The sequence below is a fragment of the Microbacterium gorillae genome (assembly GCF_050990725.1).
GTDB classification, from domain to species: Bacteria; Actinomycetota; Actinomycetes; order Actinomycetales; family Microbacteriaceae; genus Microbacterium; species Microbacterium gorillae_A.
The window spans coordinates 388230-410070 of sequence record NZ_CP158844.1 but is presented as its reverse complement, the minus strand read 5'-3'; the positions used below and the strand labels follow the sequence as shown (position 1 = coordinate 410070).

21 protein-coding genes are annotated in these 21841 nt (G+C 67.6%); 7 read left to right on the top strand and 14 right to left on the bottom strand.

Annotation, left to right across the window (positions count from 1 at the left end):
* The first annotated feature begins 67 nt into the window (after positions 1 to 67).
* Together ABTV68_RS01850 and ABTV68_RS01845 are read left to right on the top strand one after the other, a co-directional pair.
* Positions 68 to 1423: a TrkH family potassium uptake protein gene (locus ABTV68_RS01850; RefSeq protein ID WP_433677670.1), complete on the top strand. Its 1356-nt coding sequence runs from the start codon at positions 68 to 70 to the stop codon at positions 1421 to 1423.
* Positions 1416 to 2114, top strand: coding sequence for a potassium channel family protein (locus ABTV68_RS01845; protein ID WP_433675919.1), 699 nt, complete (start codon positions 1416 to 1418; stop codon positions 2112 to 2114). The genes ABTV68_RS01850 and ABTV68_RS01845 overlap by 8 nt, the downstream gene beginning before the upstream one ends.
* 57 nt (positions 2115 to 2171) lie before the next feature.
* On the opposite strand, the gene ABTV68_RS01840 is transcribed toward ABTV68_RS01845, so the two are convergent.
* Positions 2172 to 2744, bottom strand: a complete 573-nt coding sequence (locus ABTV68_RS01840) for a TetR/AcrR family transcriptional regulator (protein ID WP_433675918.1) — start codon at positions 2742 to 2744, stop codon at positions 2172 to 2174.
* On the bottom strand, positions 2744 to 3220 hold the full coding sequence (locus ABTV68_RS01835) for a hypothetical protein (RefSeq protein WP_433675917.1): 477 nt from the start codon (positions 3218 to 3220) through the stop codon (positions 2744 to 2746). Before ABTV68_RS01835 ends, ABTV68_RS01840 begins: the two co-directional genes overlap by 1 nt.
* 236 nt (positions 3221 to 3456) lie before the next feature.
* On the opposite strand from ABTV68_RS01835, the gene ABTV68_RS01830 reads away from it, so the two are divergent.
* Positions 3457 to 4806, top strand: a complete 1350-nt coding sequence (locus tag ABTV68_RS01830) for an MFS transporter (protein WP_433675916.1) — start codon at positions 3457 to 3459, stop codon at positions 4804 to 4806.
* A gap of 18 nt (positions 4807 to 4824) precedes the next feature.
* On the opposite strand, the gene ABTV68_RS01825 is transcribed toward ABTV68_RS01830, so the two are convergent.
* A complete protein-coding gene (locus ABTV68_RS01825) occupies positions 4825 to 5502 on the bottom strand; it encodes a response regulator (protein ID WP_433675915.1) in 678 nt (225 codons plus the stop codon).
* Positions 5499 to 6653 carry a histidine kinase gene (locus ABTV68_RS01820; RefSeq protein WP_433675914.1) on the bottom strand — a complete coding sequence of 385 codons (1155 nt, stop codon included), beginning with the start codon at positions 6651 to 6653 and terminating at the stop codon, positions 5499 to 5501. Before ABTV68_RS01820 ends, ABTV68_RS01825 begins: the two co-directional genes overlap by 4 nt.
* A gap of 201 nt (positions 6654 to 6854) precedes the next feature.
* On the opposite strand from ABTV68_RS01820, the gene ABTV68_RS01815 reads away from it, so the two are divergent.
* On the top strand, positions 6855 to 7547 hold the full coding sequence (locus ABTV68_RS01815) for an ABC transporter ATP-binding protein (RefSeq protein ID WP_433675913.1): 693 nt from the start codon (positions 6855 to 6857) through the stop codon (positions 7545 to 7547).
* Complete coding sequence (locus tag ABTV68_RS01810; RefSeq protein ID WP_433675912.1) at positions 7544 to 8857, top strand: ABC transporter permease; 1314 nt, start codon at positions 7544 to 7546, stop codon at positions 8855 to 8857. Before ABTV68_RS01815 ends, ABTV68_RS01810 begins: the two co-directional genes overlap by 4 nt.
* Positions 8858 to 9115: 258 nt before the next feature.
* Here ABTV68_RS01810 and ABTV68_RS01805 read toward each other — a convergent pair whose 3' ends face one another.
* Positions 9116 to 9562 (bottom strand): MarR family winged helix-turn-helix transcriptional regulator, encoded by a 447-nt coding sequence (locus ABTV68_RS01805; protein WP_433675911.1) that lies wholly within the window; start codon positions 9560 to 9562, stop codon positions 9116 to 9118.
* Positions 9563 to 9614: 52 nt separating this feature from the next.
* Between ABTV68_RS01805 and ABTV68_RS01800 the strand changes: the two genes are divergently transcribed.
* Complete coding sequence (locus tag ABTV68_RS01800) at positions 9615 to 9980, top strand: VOC family protein (RefSeq protein WP_433675910.1); 366 nt, start codon at positions 9615 to 9617, stop codon at positions 9978 to 9980.
* 78 nt (positions 9981 to 10058) lie between these two features.
* On the opposite strand, the gene ABTV68_RS01795 is transcribed toward ABTV68_RS01800, so the two are convergent.
* The 8 genes from ABTV68_RS01795 to ABTV68_RS01760 all read right to left on the bottom strand — a co-directional run bounded on the left by ABTV68_RS01795 (position 10059) and on the right by ABTV68_RS01760 (position 19986).
* Positions 10059 to 10967 (bottom strand): LysR family transcriptional regulator, encoded by a 909-nt coding sequence (locus ABTV68_RS01795; protein ID WP_433675909.1) that lies wholly within the window; start codon positions 10965 to 10967, stop codon positions 10059 to 10061.
* A 420-nt stretch (positions 10968 to 11387) separates the two neighbouring features.
* Entirely contained in the window at positions 11388 to 13730 is a 2343-nt protein-coding gene (locus ABTV68_RS01790) for a glycoside hydrolase family 3 C-terminal domain-containing protein (protein ID WP_433675908.1), read from the bottom strand.
* Between the two features lie 21 nt (positions 13731 to 13751).
* Positions 13752 to 15110 carry a hypothetical protein gene (locus tag ABTV68_RS01785; RefSeq protein ID WP_433675907.1) on the bottom strand — a complete coding sequence of 453 codons (1359 nt, stop codon included), beginning with the start codon at positions 15108 to 15110 and terminating at the stop codon, positions 13752 to 13754.
* Complete coding sequence (locus tag ABTV68_RS01780) at positions 15107 to 16027, bottom strand: BadF/BadG/BcrA/BcrD ATPase family protein (RefSeq protein WP_433675906.1); 921 nt, start codon at positions 16025 to 16027, stop codon at positions 15107 to 15109. The genes ABTV68_RS01785 and ABTV68_RS01780 overlap by 4 nt, the downstream gene beginning before the upstream one ends.
* Positions 16024 to 16812, bottom strand: a complete 789-nt coding sequence (locus ABTV68_RS01775) for a 6-phosphogluconolactonase (RefSeq protein ID WP_433675905.1) — start codon at positions 16810 to 16812, stop codon at positions 16024 to 16026. Before ABTV68_RS01775 ends, ABTV68_RS01780 begins: the two co-directional genes overlap by 4 nt.
* A gap of 39 nt (positions 16813 to 16851) precedes the next feature.
* Positions 16852 to 17658, bottom strand: a complete 807-nt coding sequence (locus ABTV68_RS01770) for a carbohydrate ABC transporter permease (RefSeq protein WP_433675904.1) — start codon at positions 17656 to 17658, stop codon at positions 16852 to 16854.
* 2 nt (positions 17659 to 17660) lie between these two features.
* Entirely contained in the window at positions 17661 to 18632 is a 972-nt protein-coding gene (locus ABTV68_RS01765) for a carbohydrate ABC transporter permease (RefSeq protein ID WP_433675903.1), read from the bottom strand.
* A 4-nt stretch (positions 18633 to 18636) separates the two neighbouring features.
* Positions 18637 to 19986, bottom strand: a complete 1350-nt coding sequence (locus ABTV68_RS01760) for an ABC transporter substrate-binding protein (RefSeq protein WP_433675902.1) — start codon at positions 19984 to 19986, stop codon at positions 18637 to 18639.
* A 160-nt stretch (positions 19987 to 20146) separates the two neighbouring features.
* Here ABTV68_RS01760 and ABTV68_RS01755 point away from each other — a divergent pair, with 160 nt between their 5' ends.
* Positions 20147 to 20866, top strand: a complete 720-nt coding sequence (locus ABTV68_RS01755) for a GntR family transcriptional regulator (RefSeq protein ID WP_433675901.1) — start codon at positions 20147 to 20149, stop codon at positions 20864 to 20866.
* Between the two features lie 55 nt (positions 20867 to 20921).
* Here the strand turns inward: ABTV68_RS01755 and ABTV68_RS01750 are convergent, their stop codons facing one another.
* Positions 20922 to 21830: a VOC family protein gene (locus ABTV68_RS01750; protein WP_433675900.1), complete on the bottom strand. Its 909-nt coding sequence runs from the start codon at positions 21828 to 21830 to the stop codon at positions 20922 to 20924.
* Positions 21831 to 21841: the final 11 nt, after the last annotated feature.

The following is a 21841-nucleotide window of genomic DNA, read 5'->3' as shown; positions in this document are numbered from 1 at the left end:
GTCGATGACTCACGCCGGGGCCGCCAGCCGGAACCGCTATATTGGCGCGGTGGATCACACCCCGCTCATGCGAGCCGGCAGCCTGAGGCGACACCGTCGCCGCACCCCCCACCCCGCGCAGATCGTCGTCATCGGCTTCGCCGCAGCGATCGCGGTCGGGACCGCTCTTCTCATGCTTCCCGTCGCGCGCCGTGGGCCCGGTGGTGCCGGTTTCGTCGATGCGCTGTTCACCGCCACGTCAGCGGTATGTGTGACGGGCCTCGCCACCGTGGATACCGCGACCTATTGGACGCCGTTCGGGCAGGTCGTGATTCTCGGGCTGATACAGTTCGGCGGCCTCGGAATCATGATCTGCGCTTCGCTCATCGGAATGGTGCTCGCGCGCAAACTCTCGGTTCGCGCGCGCGTGAACACAGCCGCAGAGACCAAGGCCGTCGGATTCGCAGACATCCGCGGCCTGGTTCGCGGCATCCTCGGCATCACGGTGATCGTCGAGCTCTGCGTCGCATTTGTCCTCTGGCTCCGCTTCATGTTCGGCTACGGCTACGGCCCCGGAGAGGCCTTCGCGCACGCAGGCTTTCTCGCCGTGTCGTCGTTCAACAACGCCGGGTTCGCTCTCTTCACCGACAATCTGATGGGCTTCGTCTCCGATCCGTTCATCTGCCTTCCCATCGCCGCCGCGATCATCCTGGGCGGCATCGGATTCCCCGTGATCATGCAGCTGCGGAAGGAGTTCCGGCGCCCGCTCCACTGGACGATGAACACCAAACTGGTACTCACGGGAACGGTGGTCCTCCTCGTTCTCGGAACGCTGTATCTGGCGGTCATCGAGTGGAGCAACCCGAAGACGCTCGGAGCGCTTGACCCGTGGTCTCGTGTCCTGGCCGCGTTCTTCCAATCGGTGCAGACTCGCACGGCCGGATTCAACTCGATCGACATCGGCGCGATGCACGACGCGAGCTGGCTCGGCATGGACGTGCTGATGTTCACCGGAGGTGGGCCCGCCGGTACCGCTGGCGGCATCAAGATCACCACGTTCGCGGTGCTGTTCTTCATCATGATCGCCGAGCTCCGGGGCGATCCTGAGGTGAACGTGTTCGGCAAGCGCCTGAGCCGAGCTGTGCACCGCCAGGCCATCACGGTCGTCCTCATCGCCGTCGGCGCCGTGGTGGCCGGCACGGTCGCGCTTCTGCTGTTGTCGGATCACGCCCTCGATCGTGTGCTGTTCGAGGCGGTCTCCGCCTTCGGCACCGTGGGCTTGTCCACCGGAATCACCGCGGATCTGCCCGACGCGGGAAAGATCGTTCTCGTACTCCTCATGTTCCTCGGGCGCCTGGGCCCGCTGACTCTGGGCAGCGCCATCGCCTTGCGTGAACGTCGTGTCCTCTACCAGTTCCCGAAGGAAAGGCCCGCCATTGGGTAAGTTCTCGCTCTTCGCATCCAACGCCTCTCGCCGTCTGGCTGAGGCCGACTCCGTCGCCGTGATCGGCCTCGGCCGCTTCGGCAGTGCGCTGGCTCTCGAACTCATGAACGGAGGCACGGAGGTCCTCGGCATCGACATGTCGGAAGACCTCGTCCAGATCCACAACGGCGAACTCACGCAGGTGGTACGGGCCGACGCGACTCGCGAAGAGGCCCTCCGCCAGCTCGCGATCAACGAGTTCGACCGGGTCGTGGTCGCGATCGGTGACGATGTCTCCGCGTCCATCCTCACCTGCTCGATCCTCCTCAGCATGGGCACGCCCGTCATCTGGGCGAAGGCCATGGACGACCGTCACGGACTCATCCTCGAGCAGCTCGGCGTGCACCACGTGATCTATCCCGAGAAGGACATGGGTCGTCGCGTGGCGCATCTGGTGCGCGGTGCCGCCCTCGACTTCATCGAGGTGGCCCCCGGGTACGCGCTCGTAAAGACCCCGGCGCCCGCGGAACTGCATGGCAAGCCGCTCGGCACGACCGGGATCCGCACGACTTATGGGATCACCATCGCGGCCTTCCAGCACGGTGACGACCCCTGGCGGAACGCGGACAACGCGACCGTGCTGACCGCGGGCGACACCGTGCTCATCGTGGGGCCGACGCACAACACGGAGCAGTTCGCGCTGCTGCGCTGAGATCAGTCGCGCAACGGGACGAGTCGCCGTTGCGCGGTGCCAGCACGAGGAGGGCCGCTAGTTCCTCACGTCGGACGCGGTCCACAGGCGGCGAAGCAGATCGGGAATCGCTGCCGCCAGGGATTCGGACTGGTCCGGATTCCTCAGCGCCTCCGCGTCGAGCGCATCCAGAACGCCCTGCGTGGCCACGCCCATGACCGCGCGTTCGCGCTCGGCGACGAGGCCCCGCTCGATGGCGTCATCGAGCATCGCCCACGTCCAGTCTGAGGGCCCCTGCTCGCGCTGCGCCATGTCGAGGATCGCTCGATCTTCGACATGCTCCGCCATGTAGGCGATGAGGTGGGCGCTGGATCCGCGTAGTTGCTCCCAGAACGACGGAACGTCATCGGTCGGATGCCACGGCCCCAGTGCCGCACGGGCGCGCGCGACGCAATCGTTCGCCACGGCGTCGAACAGGTCCTGCTTGCCGTCGAAGTAGTGGTAGGCGGAGGTCTTCGAAATGCCGACGTCCGCGATGATCTGGTTGTACGAAGCGCCGTCTCGGCCGTCTCGCGCGAAATGGGTGCGCGCCACCGCCAGGATCTCATCGCGGGTGGCCGCAGGGAGCCGATCGAATCGTGGCAGCGGCATCAGCGCAGCTTTCGGCTCAGCACAACGGTCAGCACCCAATGAGTCAACCACAACACGAGGGCGAGCCCGCCTCCGATCAGTCCGACGATTCCGGGGAACAGCGACAGGATCTGGAACCCGCACCATCCGTATCCCAGCCACAGCCAGGACAGTCGGGCCACCGTTGTCGTGCGGGACCGGATCTGTGCGTCGACGCGGTGCACGATGTAGAAGTCCTCGACGAAGTTGGCGGGAATCGCGAACATCCACCACACACTCGCCGGTCGAGCGGCGCCAGCCCGCTTCATCAGCACGTGCAGGCTCGCACAGTACAGCGCCACCAGTCCAAAAAAGGCGATCACCACGAGCAGGTTCCCCGGGAACGGCAGCAGGCCGATCTCGCCGAGCAGCCCCCTCCCCCAGGAGGGCGCCCAGAGCGGGGACGTCAGCAGGGCGGTGACAGCAAGGGTTCCCAGAACGCGAATCCAGATGTGCATGATCGCAAGTGTACTGCTAGTACACACCATGGGCGCGTACTAGTAGTACACCGCTCGTTACGGGGGTGCCGCCAGCGTGTACTGGCGCGCACCACGACGGTTTCGTTCGTCGGCGCGTGTCACCACCGACGCGATATCTCGCGCCCCCGCATGTGCAGCTTTGCTCATTGGCTCCGCGGCACCGCCCGACGAAGATCGACAAGCGGACAGCGTCCGCAGATGCAAAGGAGCATGACATGTCGACAGACAAGCCCGTCCCCGAAACCACCGCGCTGCGCCGGGTGGTCGCAGCGTCGATGGCCGGCACCGTCGTCGAGTGGTACGAGTTCTTTCTCTACGCCTCGGCCGCGACGCTGGTGTTCGGCACCGTCTTCTTCCCGCCGTCCGACAACCCGTACTCCGGCATCATCGCGGCTTTCCTCACCTACGCCGTCGGCTTCGTCGCCCGCCCGCTCGGCGGCATCGTGTTCGGGCACCTCGGTGACAAGTACGGACGCAAACAACTCCTGCAGGTGAGCATCCTCCTCATCGGCGCTGCCACGGTCCTCATCGGATGCCTCCCCACTTATCAGGCCGTCGGCCTCTGGGCTCCTGCTCTTCTCGTCCTCTTGCGATTCGTCCAGGGCTTCGCCCTCGGTGGCGAATGGGGCGGAGCGGTCCTGCTCGTCGCCGAGCACAGCCCCAACCGCACGCGCGCATTCTGGGCGAGCTGGCCCCAAGCCGCTGTGCCAGTCGGCAACCTCCTCGCCACCCTGGTGCTCTTCATCCTCTCCAGCACGCTCAGCCCCGAAGCCTTCCTCGACTGGGGATGGCGAGTGGCATTCTGGCTCTCCGCCGTCATCGTTCTCATCGGTTGGTACATCCGCACCAAGGTGAGCGAGGCCCCCATCTTCCTCGAGATGCGCGCCGCGCACGACAGCGCGAAGACCGCTTCCTTCGGTCCGCTCGAAGTGATCCGCCGCTACCCGCGCGGCGTCCTCGTCGCCATGGGACTGCGGGTCGCGGAGAACATCCTGTACTACGTCGTGGTCACCTTCTCGATCGTGTTCCTGACGCAGGTGGTGAAGGAAGCGACGTCCGCGACTCTGCTCATCCTGGTCGGTGCGCACATCGTCCATTTCCTCGTGATCCCGCTGTTCGGACGACTCTCCGACCGTGTCGGCCGACGGCCCGTCTATGCCGCGGGGGCACTCCTCGGCGGCACCTGGGCCTTCTTCGCCTTCCCGATGATGACCACCGGCAATCCGATCATCATCTGGGCTGCGATCGCGGTGGGCCTCGTCTTCCACGCTGCCATGTACGCTGCGCAGCCCGCGATCATGGCCGAGATGTTCCCCACCCGAATGCGCTACTCGGGTGTCAGCCTCGGCTATCAGGTCACGTCCATCTTCGCCGGATCACTCGCGCCGATCATCGCCACGAACCTCCTCTCCGCCACCGGCTCCAGCGTGCCCGTCGCCGTATACGTGGCGATCGCCAGCGCCATCACGCTCGTCGCCGTCCTCCTGGCCCGAGAGACCGCCGGTCTGGAACTGCGCTCCATCGACACCGCCGATCACGTGCGGACCGCCGCGGCGGCGCACTGAGCTGCCGGGCAGCGGTCGTCAGCGGCCGCTGCCCGGCACCACCAGCCCGGACTCGTAGGCGCGGATCACGAGCTGCGCACGATCACGGGCGTCGAGCTTCGACATGATGCGATTGATGTGGGTCTTCACCGTGAGGGGCGAGATCACGAACCTCTCGGCGATCTGCTGGTTGCTGAGTCCGTGCCCGATGAGCTGCAGCACCTCGCGCTCGCGCAGAGTGAGCTGTCCCAGATCCGTCGAATCGGTCGCGGGCAGGGTGGCGACGGAATCCACCCGAAGGTGACGCTCGATCAGCGCTCGCGTGGCCACCGGCGACAGCAGGGATTCTCCGGCGCTGATCGCCCGCACCGCGCGAGCGATCTCGTCGGGCTCCGCGGCCTTCCCGATGAAGCCGCTTGCCCCGGCTCGCAATGCCGCCAGCACGTACTCGTCCTCCTCGAACGTGGTGAGAATGAGAACGCGCGTGGCACCGAGGTCCGGATCCGCGCAGATCTGCTCCGTGGCCTCGATCCCGCCCAGGTGCGGCATGCGGATGTCCATGAGGACCACGTCCGGTCGGTGCTCGCGCGCGAGGTGAACCGCCTCGATGCCATCCGCCCCTTCGGCGACGACGTCGATGTCTCCACTCACCCGCAGCAGGCCACGGATGGCGTTGCGGATGAGGGGCTGGTCATCCACGATGAGCAGCGAGATCATGACTCGTCCTTTCCGGGGAATGTGGCTTCGACGCGGAACAGGCCGCCTCGACGGTCAGCGGAGAACGTTCCGCGCACCGACGCCACGCGCTCCCGTAGACCCTGCAGTCCGTATCCGCCCGCCGTCGCGGGACCGGTGGTCGTCGCGTCGACCGGGTTGGTCACGATCACGCGCATCCCGTCCTCGTCACCGGCGATGAGGACGTGAGCACGACCTTCGCTGCCGTGGCGCAGCGCATTGGTGAGCGCCTCCTGGATCACCCGGTGCGCGACGCTGTCCGTGCCCGGCGAGAGCTCGATCGTCGGATCCTCCCGTCGCACGGTCACGTCCAGACCTGATCCGCGAAACTCGTCGATCACGCCATCGAGGTCGGCGAGCCCGGGCTGCGGAGCATCGGTCGCCTCGTCGCCCGCGCGCAGCAGCGACAGGAGGTTTCCGATATCGCTCAGCACCCGTCGCGACGCCGTGCGCACGGTCACGAGCGCCGCCTCGGCTTCATCCGGGTCTGTCCGCAGCTGCGCGGAGGCGAGGCTGGTGTTCAGGCTGATCACCGTGATCTGGTGCGCCACCACATCGTGCAGATCCCGCGCGATGCGGAGGCGCTCTTCGGACACCCGCCGTGCCGCCTCGCTCTCGCGGGTGGCTTCGGCGCGGACTGCCCGATCGGTGATCTCCGCGATGTAGGCGCGGCGGCTGCGCACACCGTCGCCGAGAGCGGCGGCGAAGCAGACGGTGACCGATACCGCCACGGGCAGTGGCTCCAGCACTCCGTTCGACACCGCGGCAAGGCACACGGGAAGAATCGCGATGATGACGGCGATCGTCACGACCAACGTGCGACGCCGATCGGACTGAACCGCCAGCGCATACATCGCGGTGGCCGTCGCCAGCACGGAGAGCGGGCTCAGCGGAGCGGTGAAGACGGCGACGCAGAAGCAGGCGACGCAGCCGGCGAGAACGGCCAGCGGCCAGCGGTGTCGGCCCCAGATCAGCAGCGCGGGAACGGCCGTGACGACGACACCCAGCGGCGTACGCTCGCCGATGCTCTGCGGCATGGGGAAGATCGCGGGCAGCAGGATGAAGGCGCTAAGCACGGTGCTGGGCACCCAGCCGGGCACGCGCAGCAGTCGCCGCCTTGGTTCCGGATCCACGCTCTCAGTCTCCCAGTCGCACGAGCGCGGGCACACCTCCCCCGGGTGGATGCACGTACTCCCCCGGGTGTAGTCGCCGCGGACGACACCGGTGCCTCCCTCGGGTGGACGCGGCGGAACGCGCTCCCGCGAATGCTGGTGATGGGCCCTCATCCCATTCGTTGCAGACCGGCGACGAAGAGGCCGACGAAAGAGAAGGACATGAGCGAGGCAGTGCTGACCGTGCGGGACGTCCGCAAGACCTACGGGCGCGGTGACGGGCGATTCGAGGCCCTCCGCGGCGTGAATCTGGAGGTGCGCGAGGGAGAGAGTCTGGCGATCGTGGGGCGCAGCGGGTCGGGAAAGTCCACCCTCATGCACCTGATGGCGCTGCTGGACGAGCCGACGCAGGGCAGCATCCTGCTGGACGGCGAGGACGCGGCCGGAATGCGATCGGCGCAGCTCAACCGAGCGCGCAACAAGACGTTCGGGTTCGTCTTCCAGCAGTTCTTCCTGACGGCCAACCAGAGCGTGCTGGAGAACGTGATGCTGCCGTTGAAGATCGCGGGGGTGGGGCGGCGAGCGCGCACCGAGCGGGCTCTCGCCGCGCTCGAGCAGCTGGAGATCGCTGACAAGGCGAAGAACCGCGCCGTCGATCTCTCCGGTGGTCAGAAGCAGCGGGTTGTGATCGCTCGCGCTCTGGTCGGGGATCCGCGCATCATCTTCGCGGACGAGCCGACCGGCAACCTCGACACCGCCACCGGCCAGGTGGTGGAGGACATCCTGTTCACGCTCAACCGCGAGCAGGGGATCACCCTCGTGATCGTCACGCACGATGACGAGCTGGCGGCGCGCTGCGACCGACGCGTCCACGTGCGCGACGGTCTCATCGTCGCCGAGGAGGTGGCGGCATGAAGGCTCCCGACCTGATCCGGACGGCCATTGGAAACACCTTCCGGGCACGCGCCCGCACCACTCTCACCGTGCTGGCGATCTTCGTCGGCGCGTTCACCCTCACCTTGACCAGCGGGATCGGCACCGGAATCAACCGGTACATCGACGACACGGTGTCGGCGATCGGCGCGAGCGACGTGATGACCGTGACGAAGTCCGACGGGAGCAGCAGCGGCACCCTCCCCGGCGGATCGACCGAACCTCGCGAGTACGATCCCGACGCGGTCAGCGCCGGTGCGACCAGCATTCCCGGCTCGACGGTCACCGCGATGACGGACACCGATCTCACCGCCCTGCGCGAGGTGGACGGGGTCCTGAGCGCGGAGCCGGTCAAGTCCGTGACTGTGGACTTCGTCCAGCATGACGACGGAAAGCGTCTGGTGGTCGGTGTCGGGGCACTCGTGCCCGGCCAGACCCTTCAGCTCGCGGCGGGTCGGGAGCCCGACGCGGACAGCAGCAGCTTCGAGGTCGCGATTCCCGTCGACTACGTCACGCCGCTCGGGTTCTCCGACGACGCCGATGCGCTCGGCGCCACGATCACCCTCGCGGTCACGGACGCGGCCTTCACCCAGCACACGATCACGGCCGAAGTGGTGGGGGTCGCTGAGGCCACGCTCGCGGGTCCGGGCGGCAGCAGCGTGATCCCCAACGCCGCTCTCACTGATGATCTGTACGCCACGCAGCAGACCGGACTGCCGGCAGACCAGCAGGATCGCTGGGCTCAGGCCACCGTGTTCTTCGCCGCGGACGCCACCGACGCCGAGATCGACGCCCTCAAGTCACGCCTCACGGACGCGGGATTCACCGGTGTGACCACGGCCGACCAGCTCGGCGCGTTCACCACGGTGATCGACGCGATCGTCCTCATCCTCAACGGCTTCGCCGTGATCGCGCTGCTGGCCGCGGGGTTCGGGATCGTGAACACGCTGCTGATGAGCGTGCAGGAGCGTACCCGCGAGATCGGACTGATGAAGGCGATGGGCATGGGCCGCGGCCGCATCTTCGCCCTGTTCAGCGTCGAAGCCGCATTCATCGGCTTCCTCGGCAGTGCCGTGGGAGTGGTGATCGCGATGATCGCCGGAAGCGCGATCAGCTCCGTGCTGGCCGGATCGTTCCTTTCCAATCTGCCGGGCCTCACGCTCGTCGCCTTCGATCCGGTGACCGTGGTGCTCACGATCCTGCTGATCATGTTCGTCGCCTTCCTCGCTGGCACGCTCCCCGCCGCCCGCGCCGCCGGTAAAGACCCCGTGGACGCCCTGCGCTACGAATAGCGGCGAGCGCAGGAACCCTGCGCCGGGTGCATGACTGACTCGCGGATTCGGTCATGCACCCGGCGCACGTTCATGGATTCGTTGCAGCGCACCCGGATGCCGGCACAGCAGTCAACGCGACGTCCTGGCGGGTGAAACCGGCAGCTTGAGTGAGCCAACGCATGAACCTGCGGCGAATCCCTGACCGAGTCGACGGATTGGTCATGGATTCGGCGCATGTTCATGGATTCACGACACCCGTCGTCGCGGGCGGCTCGGTCAGGAACCCCCATCGCGGAGCGAACTGACCATGCTGCGCAACGCGTGGAGGGCGTCGGCCTGTTGCGCCTCGGTCATGCCCGAGAGCATGCGAACTTCGACCTCTCGCACGGCACGCGACGCCTCCTCCAAGCTGCGTCTGCCCGATGCGGTGAGCCGCGTGGGAAGCGCGCGCCCCGTGTCCGCGCGCTCGGGCCGCGTCACGTACCCGTCCCGCTCCAACGCTTGCAGCAGGACGTTCATCGACTGGCGAGTGACGAAGGCACCCCGCGCCAGCTCCGAGTTGGACAGACCCGGACGTTGCGCGAGCAATTCAAGACAGGAGTAGTGGGTGATGGTCATACCCAGCGGCTTGAGCACCTCCTCCATGGCCGCGCGCAGTGCGCTGGCCGCCTCCTTGAGGAGATACCCCAGCGATGTCTCCAGGGTGATGCCCACTTGACTCATGTCAGTATTCTGACATACGGTGGATGTCAATTAACTGACATCAAGGAGCATCATGCCCGTCACCGGACCCGACTTCATCTCCCTCCAGGTGCGCGACCTCGCCGCATCGCAGGTCTTCTACGAGCGCCATCTCGGTCTGGTTCGCTCACCCGCCGGACCGCCGCACGCTGTGGTCTTCGACACCACGCCCACGTTCGCGCTCCGCGATCTGCTCCCCGACACCGATCTCACGGGCGCTGACCACCCGGGCGTCGGGACGGCCATCTGGCTCCACGCGACGGAGGTCCAGGCGATCCACGACTCACTCGTCGCCGACGGACACACCATCGTGACGGAGCCCTTCGACGGCCCCTTCGGTCGCACCTTCACGTTCGCGGATCCCGACGGCTACCGCATCACCCTTCACGACCGGGCGTGACGCGGCGTTCCAGGACGCCAGCACATGAACAGGCGGCGAATCCAGGACCGGATCGGCGAATCGGTCACTGATGGGGTGTCAGCGACGGTGGCCGAGGAGGTCCCCACGGACGTGTTCAATGCGCGATCGGAGGGCGGCGATGTACGCGAGAACCAGCGGCTGGCGCAGCGCCTCGGGGTGCACGACGAGCCAGTACGGCAGCGTCACGCGAACCTCGTCCGCCAGCACCGGCACCAGGTCGTCATGTCGATCGGCGAGGAACGCGGGAAGCAGCCCGATGCCGGCACCGGCGCGCGTCGCCTCGATGTGAACGTAGACGTTGGTGCTGGAGACCGCGTCGATCATTTCGGGAACCACGCTGCGGGCGTCGTCGAGCGCATCGACCTGCAGGATCGACTCGATGAAGTAGACCAATGGACGACCCGCCAGCTCGGTGGTCGACGTCGGCACACCGTGCGCCGCCAGATATGACCGGCTGGCATACAGACCGAGTGCGTAGTCGGCGAGGTGGGTCGCCTCCGCGCGATTCACCTGCGGCTTGCCGACGACCACCTCCAGGTCGGCACCGCCTCGCTGTTGGGCCGCCCGTCGCGTGGCCGCGACCATCTCCAGAGACGCTCCCGGATGCTGCCGCCGCAGTGCGACGATCGCCGGAGCCGCGATGAAACCGCTGAAGCCGTCCGTCGCCGACAGACGCACCACGCCGGTCAGCGATGCAGGCCGCTCCCCCAGTCCCGCGATCGACCTCTCGACGTTCTCCGCAGCCTCCAACACACTCTGCCCCAGCGAAGTCAGGACCCACCCCGAAGCACCGCGGGCCAGTACGCGACCACCGAGCGCGCCCTCCAGCGCGTCGATACGTCGCGCCACCGTCGTGTGATTCACGCCCAGCGCAGCGGCCGCGGTGGTGAATCGGCCGCTACGCGCAACCTCGAGAAACACCAGCAGATCGTCGGCGCTGGGGCGGGACCGCTCGGAGATGCTCACCCTCGCGATCCTGTCACTCCGCCCTCGCGAGCGCGAGACGTGCACGGCGGACGACGGCGTCAAAGGAGGACGATGTCGCCAAGATAGGACGATGTGGCCGCTGTGGTCCTCCTCTGCGCGAAATGTCCTCGTTTGGGGAACGCGGACGCGGTCAAGACCGACGAAGTTGGCTCACTGTGAGAAGCGATGCGACGGCGCCGCGCTCATTCGCCAGCCGCTACGCCAGCGCGAACGGGTACGCGAACGCTAGGCACTCGGCGCGAGACCCGGTGGCGGCACTTCGTCTCGCTTCGCCCGGTCAGCAACCGGAAGCTGACACACCGCGGTCCCTGAGCGGCAGTTCGTCTCGCTTCGCGGTTCCGGAGCGCACCTCGTCTCGCTTCGCTCGCTCAGCAACCGCGCCAGCGAGACGAAGGGCGCTCAGCCGGCGTGGCCCTGCACGAAACGCGAGGCGACCGTGTCGCGCAGCTCCGCATCCCGCACCAGCGGCGGGATCGTGGGGTCATCGGGCAGCTGGATCGTCGCGCTGAGACGAATGTCCCGCGACGACGCCGCCACCTCAATACGAAACTCACCGCCCTCGCGCCGCCACAGCCCGCGCTTGCCATCAGCGCGCTCGGCGACGGAGTCCCAGTACGCGAAGTCGCGATTGCGGAGCGCGAACTCGATCCGCACCGACTCCGCGGGCTGAAGGCGCACCTTCTCGAACCCGCGCAGCTCCCGGATCGGACGCGCGACTTCCGCTTCGGGGTCGCCGACGTACAGCTGCACCACCTCGTCACCCGCACGAGAGCCGGCGTTGACGATCGTGCACGCGACCGTCACGTCACCCGCGGCAGCGTCGACGACCTCCACGGCGAGGTCCGCGTACGCGAACTCGGTGTACGACAACCCGTGTCCGAACGGGTAGCGCACTTCTCGCCGCAGCGCGTCGTACCAGCGATAGCCGATGAACACGCCCTCGCCGTAGAGCACCGTCCCTCGTTCGCCCTGCCAGGTCGGGTAACCGGGAGTGTCCTCGATCGACAGCGGATACGTCTCCGCAGTTTTCCCCGACGGCGCGCGCCGACCGAACAGCACCTCCGCCACCGCGGATCCCACCGCCTGACCGCCGAGCCCGGTCTCGAGGATGGCGTCGGCGTGATCGTGCCACAGGTCCATCGTCACCGGCGATCCGTTCGCGAGAACCACGATGAGCGCAGCCCCGGTATCGGCGCACACCTCCGCCATTCGCACCAGCAGAGCGTTCTGATCCGCCGGCAGGGCGAGGGTGTACCGATCATTCGCCTCCTGCTCGTACGACAGCGGCAGGCCGGCGAAGACCACCACGGTATCGGCGTCGGCGGCTACGGCCGCCGCCTCCTCGATCAGCCGACGCGCGGTGTCCGACAGCGGGAGCGTGCTGATCCGCTGCACGGATTCCGCCAGCCGCAGCTCGGCGGAGAGGACCTCCGAGCGGCGAGCAACGCGGGGGCGATCGGCTTCGGACGCGATGCCGTGCGCGGCAAGGATGGCGAGATTGTCGTCTTGATACGCGTTGCGCACCGCAGCGACATAGCCAGGCGCGTAGCGCACTCGCTCACCCGCGATCTCCCGGATCGCTTCCAGCGGCACATCGACGCGCGTGGGAGCCACCCCCGACGACCCGCCACCCTGGATGCGCGGATGTTCGGCGAAGGCGCCGATCACGGCAATCCGCGCATCCGAGTCCTCTGCCAGCGGCAGCACCCTTCCGGAATTGCGCAGCAGCGTGATCCCCGCGATGGCCGCCTCGCGCGCCAGCTCGTGATGCTCCGCCGCCCGAAGCACCTCCAGTTGCCTCGCACTGAGACGATCCCCGGCACGATGACCGAGATCCATCACTGCGCCATTCACGTGCTGGACCCCCGGATAGGCGCGGGCGACGAGCTGCAGCACGCGACGGGCGGCATCGTCCACAACGGCGAGATCCAGCACACCATCGCGCACGGCGGCGACGATCTCCGCGTCGGTCACACCGCCGGTCCCCGGCATCTCGAGATCGAGCCCGGCCCGCAGCGCCGCCACCCGGTCGTGCACGGCGTCCCAGTCCGACACCACAGCGCCCGTGAAGCCCCAGTCCTCGCGCAGCACCTCGGTGAGCAGCCAGCGGTTCTGTGACGCGTGCACACCGAGCAGCCGGTTGTACGAGCACATCACGGTCCAGGGTTCGGCGCGCGTCACCACGCGTTCGAACGCCGCAAGATACGTCTCCCGTAGGGTGCGCTCATCGGCCACCACGGAGATGCGCGTGCGCTCGACCTCCTGGTTGTTGGCGGCGAAGTGCTTCAGCGAAGCGCCGACCCCGACGGACTGCAGACCCGCGACATACGCGACCCCCAGCTCGCCGGAGTGAAGCGGATCCTCGGAGAAGTACTCGAAGTTCCGGCCACACAGCGGCGAGCGCTTCATATTCACACCCGGCCCCAGCACCACCTGCACACCCTCGGCCCGAGCCTCCTCACCGATCGCCGCGGCAACCCGACGCATGAGCCGGCGGTCCCACGTCGCGCCCATCGCCGACGCGGTGGGGAAACCCGTCGCCGGAACCCACACCATGTCCACGCCGGTCTCCTTACGGAGCCCGTGCGGCCCGTCACCCACCTCGATGGCGGGGACCGGACGGGTCAGACCCGGGCGATCGATGACCTGGGTGTACCAGTCATCGACGCCCGACAGCAGAGAGGCCTTCTCCTCCAGAGTGAGCTCGCTCAGGACGGTGTCGACATCGAACGGAGGGTTCATCGGTGCTTTCGGATCGGAGAGTCAGACCAGGCGGGGCAGCGCGTCCTGCTGCCGCTCCAGGAACTCGTCGAGCATCGCGACCGCGCGGTTGTGCGAGTCGACGATCGGGTCCAGCAGGATTGCCTGCAGCAGCTTGTCCTTGGATTCCTCCTGGTAGGCCTCCACCAGCAGGCGGTGGATCGAGCCCTGGCGCTGGATCATCGCCAGCACGCCCTCCGGAAGCGCCTGCATCTGCAGTGGAACCAGCTCGCCGTTCTCCACGCGCGCGGGAACTTCGACGACCATCTCGTCGGGTAGCCCCGGGATGGCCCCACGGTTCGGCACGTTGACCGCGGGCAGGTCCCGCTCCACGCCGCACCCGACCCACTCGATGATCGGGATGGCCAGCTCCTCGGAGGACTCCAGCGGCCGGTCTTCCAGCGACGCTTCGAGCGACATCAGCGTCTCGTCCGTACGGGCGCCGTGGAACGGACGATCGGTGTCGACCTGACCAATGTGGTAGTGCCACTCGGGGGTCGCGGCGCCTTCGCGCCACGGCGAACCCTCCGCCGGGTCGTGGAAGTACTGCAGCTGCGCGGGGACGTAGTCCTCCGCCCAGGAGATGTACTCGCCGATGTGGTTGGCACTCGGCGACGGCCACAGACCGAAGCGACGGAACAGGATGCGGGACAGGGCGATCTCGTGCCAGTCCGACACCCAGTTCGCCTCGCGCTCGATCTCCCGCAGTCGCGGGTAGAGGTCTTCGCCCGTGGCGCGATCGCGCACCTCCTGGAACCACTGGAAGTGGTTGATGCCGGCCGCGGGCAGGTACAGCTCTTCGCGTGGCCTATCCAGCAGCGCGGAGATCTGGCGCGCGCCCATGAAGTAGCCGTGGCAGAGGCCGACGACCTTGACCGACGTGAGGCGAGAGATCGCCTCGCACACCTTGTGCTCCGGGTTGGAGAAGTTCAGGAAGAGCGCGTCCGGGGCGTGCTTCTCGATGGCTCGGGCGATCTCCAGCAGCGGCGTGAACTGCCGCAGCGCGTGGAACAGTCCGCCGGGGCCACCGTTCTCGCCGTACACCTGCTTGAACCCGTAGGTGCGCGGAATGGTGAAGTCCTGTGACCAGTAGTGGTACCGGTCCACCTCGATCGCCGTGATGATGAAGGCGGCACCGGTGACCGCCTCCTCCAGATCGGTGGTGGCGGACACCATCGCGGCATGGCCCAGGCGGGCGATCACGGCGCGCGTGTACGCTTCCATCTCCGCGAGCGGCTCCGCCGCGATGTCCATCAGGACGATGTCCAGACCCTGCTGGGCGATCGGCTCGCTCAGCAGGAGGTCGCGGATCATCGTTCCGGCGAACTGCCGGCTTCCGGCGCCGATGAGGGTGACTTTCATGCTGTTCTCTCCTGTTCGGGGGGATTCGGGGTGCTCGGTCGCGACGCGCGCCGAGCGAGGTTCAGGGCACCGGTGACCGGTGCACGGGTGAGGATCTGCAAGGTGACGGGCAGGCCGCGATCCACGATCGCTGACGTCAGCGCGGCAGAAAGTCGCGGTTGGTTCTCGATCACGGCGCCACCCGCCACGACGGTGTCGGTGTGGACGCCGCGACGCAGGAGGAGCGCGATCAGGTCAGCGAGGCGGGCTCCCGCTTGTTCGATCACCGACAGTGCGAGTAATGACCCTTCATCGGCGGCGAGGAATACCTCGCGGGCGTGCTTTCCGCGTTCCTCGGCCGAGGTCGCGGCGCTGACCGCGAACGCGAGCTCCACGCCGTCTCGCGCGTGGAATCGGTCGAGGAGCCGGCGTCCCAGGGCGTCCACGCTTTCGCCCTCGTCGAAGTGCGCGAGGACCGCGCGGGTCGCCTCGCGCACGAGGCCGGCCGCGCTGCCCTCATCGCCGAGCGCCCAGCCCCATCCCCCCGCGGTCAGCAGTTCACCGTCTTCGTCACGGCCCGTGGCGATCGACCCCGTACCCACCACGAGACCGATTCCTCCGTCGCGATCCATCGCGGGTGCCATGAGCTCGGAGTCGTTGACCACCAGGATCGGACCGGAGAACGACGCGCTCAGCGCCGCCTCCAGCTCTCGGCACTGGCGCGTGGTGTCGTAGCCGTGTGCGCCGACGGCGAGTGAGACCGTGGACACCAGGTCACCCAGCCGTGAGACGAGAAGCCGGCTCAGGGCGTCGGCATCGGCACGCGGATCGTCGAGGGAGGTGCGCCACTGCGAGCTGGGGAGGTCGAAGGACTCGCCGTCATCCGCCATCACACGCGTGCGGGTGCCGCCGACGTCCACGCCGATCGCCACGGTCATGACGGCTCGTGCGCCGCCGCCGCGTCGGCGAGCAGGAGCGCGCCGCGGCACTCCGTGACGATGGTGGCGGGCCAGTCGGGCTGATACTCGTGCGCGGTGGTGATGCGCTCGAAGGCACGACGCTTGTGCTCGCCGATCAGCATCATCACCACCTCTGCGGAGAGCCGGGCGATGGTGTCGATGCCGACGGTGACGCCGTTGTGCGGCACCATGTCCAGCCGCGTGAACTCGGGGAAGGTGTCCATGTTGTCGCGCCGGGTGGCTTCGCCGAGCGTCACCAGGTGCGTGCGTGCATCGCGCGGCGTTCCGGGCTGGTTGAAGGCCACGTGTCCGTCGCTGTCGCCCGAGGCGAGCAGGAACAGGTCGATCCCGCCGGCCGCTGCGATGCGCTCATCGAAGGCCTCCGGCTGATCGGGGTCCGCGGTCCAGAGCTGCTCCGGCGCCGCCGTTCCCGCCGACGCGGCCGCAGCGGCCAGCGGCTGCAGGATCTCCTCGCGCGCGAAACGCAGGCAGGAGTAGGACGCCGCAGGGTCGACGATGCGGAAGCCGCCGTCGTCGGACGGCACCACATAGTCATCCATCATGACGATGACGAGTCGGGAGAGGTCGACGCCCTCGGCCGCGCGCCGAGCGAGCGCGGCATACACCGGCACGGCGGTGCGCCCGCTCGGGCAGCCGAGGAGGAAGGGCCGATCGCCCGCGACGGACATACGCTCGACGATCAGGTCGGCGACGGCATCGCCCACGGCCGCGGCATCGTCCAGGATGCGGGGAGTCAGTTGCACGGTGGTACTGCTTTCGTTTCGTTCCGCACGAGCGGAGGACTATTCCTTGATGGCGCCGGCGAGCATCCCCGAGATGAACTTCCGCTGGAAGATCACGTAGAGGATGAGGACCGGCGCGGCGACGATGAGTCCACCGGCCGCCATGAGGTTGATCTGGGTGACGTACTTGCCCTGGAACACGCCGAGCGCCACGGTGGCCGTCTGGTTGTCGCCGTGCAGGAACACCAGGGAGAGGAAGTAGTCGTTCCAGGTCCACATGAAGTTCAGGAGGATCAGCGTGTAGACCGCCGGCATGATGTTGGGCACCGCGATGGACCAGAGCATGCGCCAGGGTCCGGCACCGTCGAGCTCCGCGGATTCGAACACGGCGCGCGGGAGAGCGCGGAACGCGGCACGCATCCAGAAGATGCCGAACGGCACACCCATCGCGGTATGGATGAGGATGACGCCGAGCAGGTTGTCGGTGAGACCGAGGGTGCGGAACTGGTAGTAAAGCGGCACGATGATCACTTCGAGCGAGATCATCATGCCGAGGAGGATCAGCGGGAAGAGGAACTTCTCGCCGATGACGCCCAGCACCCCGAAGGCGTATCCGCCGAGCAGCGCGAGCACCACGCTCAAGACCACCACCGAGGCGGCGATGATGAACGACACCGTCATCGACTGCCCGAACTCCGCCTGCTGCCACGCCGTGACGAAGTTGCCCCACTGCAGGTCCGCGGAGGGTCGTCCCGCACGGTCCGGGCTGACGGAGGCGGCGACGAACGTCCCCACCGGCCACAGCACGATCACGGCCATCAGCGTGAGGATCACATAGTTCCAGATCCGTTCTGCGCGCGAGGTCATGGTCACTCCTTCTCCGACACGCGGGTGATCACGAGCGCGATGACCAGGCAGAACACGGCCATCACGACGCCGATGGCGGCAGCCTGACCGACGTTCGGGTTGACGAACGCGGCCTTGTAGAGTGCGACGGCCGGCGTCTGCGTGGAGGTTCCGGGACCACCGCGAGTGGTGATCCAGATAAGGTCGAACGCGCGCAGCGCACCGGTGATGGTGAGCGTGAGCGCCACGGCGATCTGTCCGCGCAGCCCCGGCAGGGTGACCGACATGAACTCCCGCACGGGACCGGCGCCATCCATCCGTGCAGCCTCGAACAAGTCGGGTGAGATCGACGACGCACCGGACACGAACAGCACCATGCAGAAGCCGAAGGTGACCCACGTGCCGATGAGACCCACCGCGGGCAGCGCCCAGGTGAAGTCACCGAGCCAGTTCTTCGCGAGCACATCGAGCCCCACGGCACGCAGGGCCTCGTTGATCGGTCCCTCGGGTGCGTACATCCGCTTGAACAGCAGGGCGATCACCACGCTTGTCATCACCTGCGGCAGGAAGAAGATCCACCGGTACACGGCCATGCCCGGCTGCTTGCCCCGCGTGATGAGGGCCGCCGACACCAGACCGAGAGCGATCGGGAGCAGGGCGAAGAACACCAGAAGCACCAGCACGTTGCCGAGCGTGGAGCGCAGCACCGGATCGGTGAAGAAATTGATGTAGTTCTGCACGCCCACCCAGACCGCTGTGGTGACGCCGTCCCACTTGTAGAACGAGTACTGGATCGACTGGATCATCGGCCACAGCACGATGGCGGCGTAGAGGATGAGTCCGGGGGCCGCGAACAGCAGCCCGATGCGGCGGGAGCGCCGGCGAGCGGGCGCCTCGCGTCGGCGCCGACCGCTGGTGGTCACCGCACGTGTGACCGGGGCACCGGTCTCCCCCGCCCGAGCGGAGGAGACCGCGCCCGCATTGAGCGCGCTCATGGGATCAGGAACCCGCGAGGAACGCGTCCCGATCGGCGTCCACGGCCGCGCTGACGTCCTCCGGCTTCACCTTGCCGGCCAGCAGCAGCTGCGTGTTCTGCGTGAGCGTGTCGAGCATGGTGGGGCTGGACCAGTCGAAGTACGGGACGTAACCGTTGTCGGCATCCAGCGTCTTGGCCGCGGCCGCCTCGCCCTGCTGGCTCAGCACGTCAGGGATCTTCACGTCGGGGTTCAGCATCGGCACCAGGCCGAGGTCCGCGGCGGCCTGGCTGGCCTCATCGGACATCAGGAAGTCGAGGAAGGCTGCCGCCACATCGGGGTACTTCGTCTTGGCGGAGATCACCATCGCGCCCGGTGCCGCGCCAACGCCGACCGTGTCGGACCCGGAAGCCTGCGGCAGCTGGATGTAGCCGAACTGGTTGAGCTGGTCGCCGCTGAGACCCAGTGCCCCGGTGTAGTCGAAGCGGAAGACGCCCGTGCCGTCGAGGAAGTCCGCGAGCGACGTCTGGTAGTCGATGCCCTCGAAGTTCGGGGTGAGCCAGCCGTTGGTGTTCCACTTCTGCAGCGTGGTGGCGGCGTCGGTCATGCCGGTCTGCTCGGCCGTGACCTCACCCTTGCCGTAGACGAAGTCATTGATGTTCGTCTCGCTGCCGTACAGTGCCTGCAGGCCCAGCAGCACGGCGGTGTTGCCGTCCAGTCCGCTGTAGTTGAACGGGATCTCCCCCGCCTCCTTGGCCTTCGCCGCCGCGCTCTCCAGCTCGTCGAGGCTGGTCGGTGCCTCGATGCCCAGCTTCTTCAGCTTGTCGGCGTTGTAGTAGACGCCGATGAGGGAGGTGCGGGCCAGCGGAGTCGCGAACCACGAGCCCTCGCCGATGGTGGTGAAGTCGGTGGTGAACTCGTTCTGGCGAGCGATGGTGGTGGGGACGCGGTCCTTCCAGCCGTAGAGGTCGGCGTAGGAGTCGAGGTTCAACACGAGTCCGCCCTTGGCCAGGGTGCCGAGCGAGGACCAGCCGTTGTTGGCCGAGGCGATGTCGGGTCCGCCGGCGTCCTGCAGCTGGAGGTTGAGGGTGCTGGTGAGCTGGCCCCAGTCCTCACGGGTGCGCTCGATCGTGACGTTGGGGTACTTCTTCTCGAACTCGTCGACCAGCGTGACGATCCACTCCTCTTCGGCGGATCCCCAGAAGTCGGAGAGCTTGAGGGTGACGTCGCCCGCTCCGGCGACATCGTCGGACACCGCCGATGGCGCTGCGCTCGGCGCGGCCGTTCCACCTCCGGGTGCGCAGGCGGTCATCGCCAGCACTGCGGTCACACTTGTCGCGACGGCCAGTGCCGTGCGGGTCCTTCTCGCGAGCATGCTCACTCCATTGGGCTTGAGAAACTGCATTGGTTCAGGGGATGAACGCAATACGCCGCGTTCATGGCTGGAACGCTACCACTCGTGAACCAGTTAAACCAGTATGTGATCCAAAACAGATACTGGAAGGCCCAGAACCCTCTTGTGGTACAGTGACGCCGTGAATCTTCCCGCCGCTGCACTTCACGCGTACGACCAGCTGGTCACCGACCTCGATGTCGGGTTGTACGCGCCGGGATCGCGCCTGCCGGGCGAGCGCGCGCTGTCGAGTTCACTGCACGTGAGCCGCGCCACGCTGCGCGTCGCACTGTCCGCGCTGGAGGCGGAGGGACGGCTGCAGCGCTCGGCCCAGCGCGGCTGGTATGTGCCGACCAACGTGATCGGCGAACCACCGAGCACGCTGCAGTCGTTCACCGAGATGGCACGGGCTCGGGGACTGCGCCCCACGACGAAGGTGCTGCAACAGGTGTCACGGCCGGCCACGCTGGAGGAGGCGGATCGCCTGCACGTGGCACCCACCTCGCCCGTGATCCAGATCGATCGACTACGCGGGATGGAGGGCACACCCGTCTGTTACGACGTGGTGGTGATCCCGGAGCAGCGCGCTCCGGGCATCGCGACCGCCGACCTCACCGACGCGTCCCTCTACGAGACGCTGCAGGAGCGGTGCGGTGTGGCCATCTACCGGAGCGCGTACACGGTGATGGCGGCCGTGGCCGACACCACACTGGCCCGCCTGCTGGGGACATCGGTGGGTGCCGCGATCCTCGTGGGCGACGAGATCGCCTACACCGCTGACGGCACTCCCGTGCTGCTCGGCACGAACAAGTACCGCGGCGACGCGTATCGCTTCGAGGCGGACCTGTTCCGCCGGGTCTGAACTCCGCCGTTACGCGCGCATCGCTCCTGGCCCGAGGGTCAGGAGCGATGCATCGTCAGTGATCGCCCTCCGGGCTGACCGCGAGACGCGTGCCCCACGGGTCGGAGAAGCGCAGCGTCCGCCCGTCGTCCGCGGAGGCGATGCCGTGACGGCGAAGGCGATCCGCCAGCGCCGCGATGTCGTCACGTTCGGGCACCCGGATACGCACGTCACCGAGTCCGAGCGTCGCCGCGCGCGGTCCTGCTCCGGCGCTGTGCCAGGTGTTCATGCCGATGTGGTGGTGGTACCCACCCGCGGAGAGGAAGAGCGCGGACCCCATGTCGGCGGTCACATCGAAGCCGAGCACGCCCTCATAGAACGCGCGGGCCATCGGCACGTCGCCCACCTGCAGGTGAACGTGGCCGATCAGGGCCGTCACGTCCACTCCGACCGGAGCATCGGGGTCATACCAGGCGCGCAGGAAGGCGTTCGGGTCCAGCGGCTCCGATCCCATCAGCGGGCTGCCGTCGGGCTGGAACGACCACTCATCGCGGGGACGGTCACGATACAGCTCGAGGCCGTTGCCCTCCGGGTCGGCGAAGTAGAACGCCTCGCTCACAAGGTGGTCGGCGCTGCCCTGGTAATAGCGACCGGCGCGCTCCGCCATCGACGCGAGCGCGCCGGCGAGGCGAGACTGATCTTGAAACAGCAGAGCCGTGTGGTACAGCCCCGCGCCACGGCGATCAGCACCCGGCAGGTCCTTCTCCTGGCGCAGCACGACTGCCGCGACGCCGCCCCGCCCGAGGGTCGCCGTGGCGCCGGACTGATCGAGGACGTCGAGCGTCACGGCGCGCTGGTAGAAATCGGTCATCGCGTCGAGATCTCGCACCAGCAGCTCGACGGTGTCCATCCGTGTACCGTCCGGCGCTGCGCCCGCGGTGGCGACCGCGGGCGCAGCCCACTCGGGCATCGAGACGCGTGACATCAGTCGCCGGT

Bases quoted from the DNA above. Each gene is read 5' to 3' on its own strand.
- ABTV68_RS01850 (WP_433677670.1), top strand. From the start codon at position 68: ATGCGAGCCGGCAGCCTGAGGCGACACCGTCGCCGCACCCCCCACCCC.
- ABTV68_RS01840 (WP_433675918.1), bottom strand. From the start codon at position 2,744: ATGCCGCTGCCACGATTCGATCGGCTCCCTGCGGCCACCCGCGATGAG.
- ABTV68_RS01835 (WP_433675917.1), bottom strand. From the start codon at position 3,220: ATGCACATCTGGATTCGCGTTCTGGGAACCCTTGCTGTCACCGCCCTG.
- ABTV68_RS01830 (WP_433675916.1), top strand. From the start codon at position 3,457: ATGTCGACAGACAAGCCCGTCCCCGAAACCACCGCGCTGCGCCGGGTG.
- ABTV68_RS01825 (WP_433675915.1), bottom strand. From the start codon at position 5,502: ATGATCTCGCTGCTCATCGTGGATGACCAGCCCCTCATCCGCAACGCC.
- ABTV68_RS01815 (WP_433675913.1), top strand. From the start codon at position 6,855: ATGAGCGAGGCAGTGCTGACCGTGCGGGACGTCCGCAAGACCTACGGG.
- ABTV68_RS01810 (WP_433675912.1), top strand. From the start codon at position 7,544: ATGAAGGCTCCCGACCTGATCCGGACGGCCATTGGAAACACCTTCCGG.
- ABTV68_RS01805 (WP_433675911.1), bottom strand. From the start codon at position 9,562: ATGAGTCAAGTGGGCATCACCCTGGAGACATCGCTGGGGTATCTCCTC.
- ABTV68_RS01800 (WP_433675910.1), top strand. From the start codon at position 9,615: ATGCCCGTCACCGGACCCGACTTCATCTCCCTCCAGGTGCGCGACCTC.
- ABTV68_RS01790 (WP_433675908.1), bottom strand. From the start codon at position 13,730: ATGAACCCTCCGTTCGATGTCGACACCGTCCTGAGCGAGCTCACTCTG.
- ABTV68_RS01785 (WP_433675907.1), bottom strand. From the start codon at position 15,110: ATGAAAGTCACCCTCATCGGCGCCGGAAGCCGGCAGTTCGCCGGAACG.
- ABTV68_RS01780 (WP_433675906.1), bottom strand. From the start codon at position 16,027: ATGACCGTGGCGATCGGCGTGGACGTCGGCGGCACCCGCACGCGTGTG.
- ABTV68_RS01770 (WP_433675904.1), bottom strand. From the start codon at position 17,658: ATGACCTCGCGCGCAGAACGGATCTGGAACTATGTGATCCTCACGCTG.
- ABTV68_RS01765 (WP_433675903.1), bottom strand. From the start codon at position 18,632: ATGAGCGCGCTCAATGCGGGCGCGGTCTCCTCCGCTCGGGCGGGGGAG.
- ABTV68_RS01760 (WP_433675902.1), bottom strand. From the start codon at position 19,986: ATGCTCGCGAGAAGGACCCGCACGGCACTGGCCGTCGCGACAAGTGTG.
- ABTV68_RS01750 (WP_433675900.1), bottom strand. From the start codon at position 21,830: ATGTCACGCGTCTCGATGCCCGAGTGGGCTGCGCCCGCGGTCGCCACC.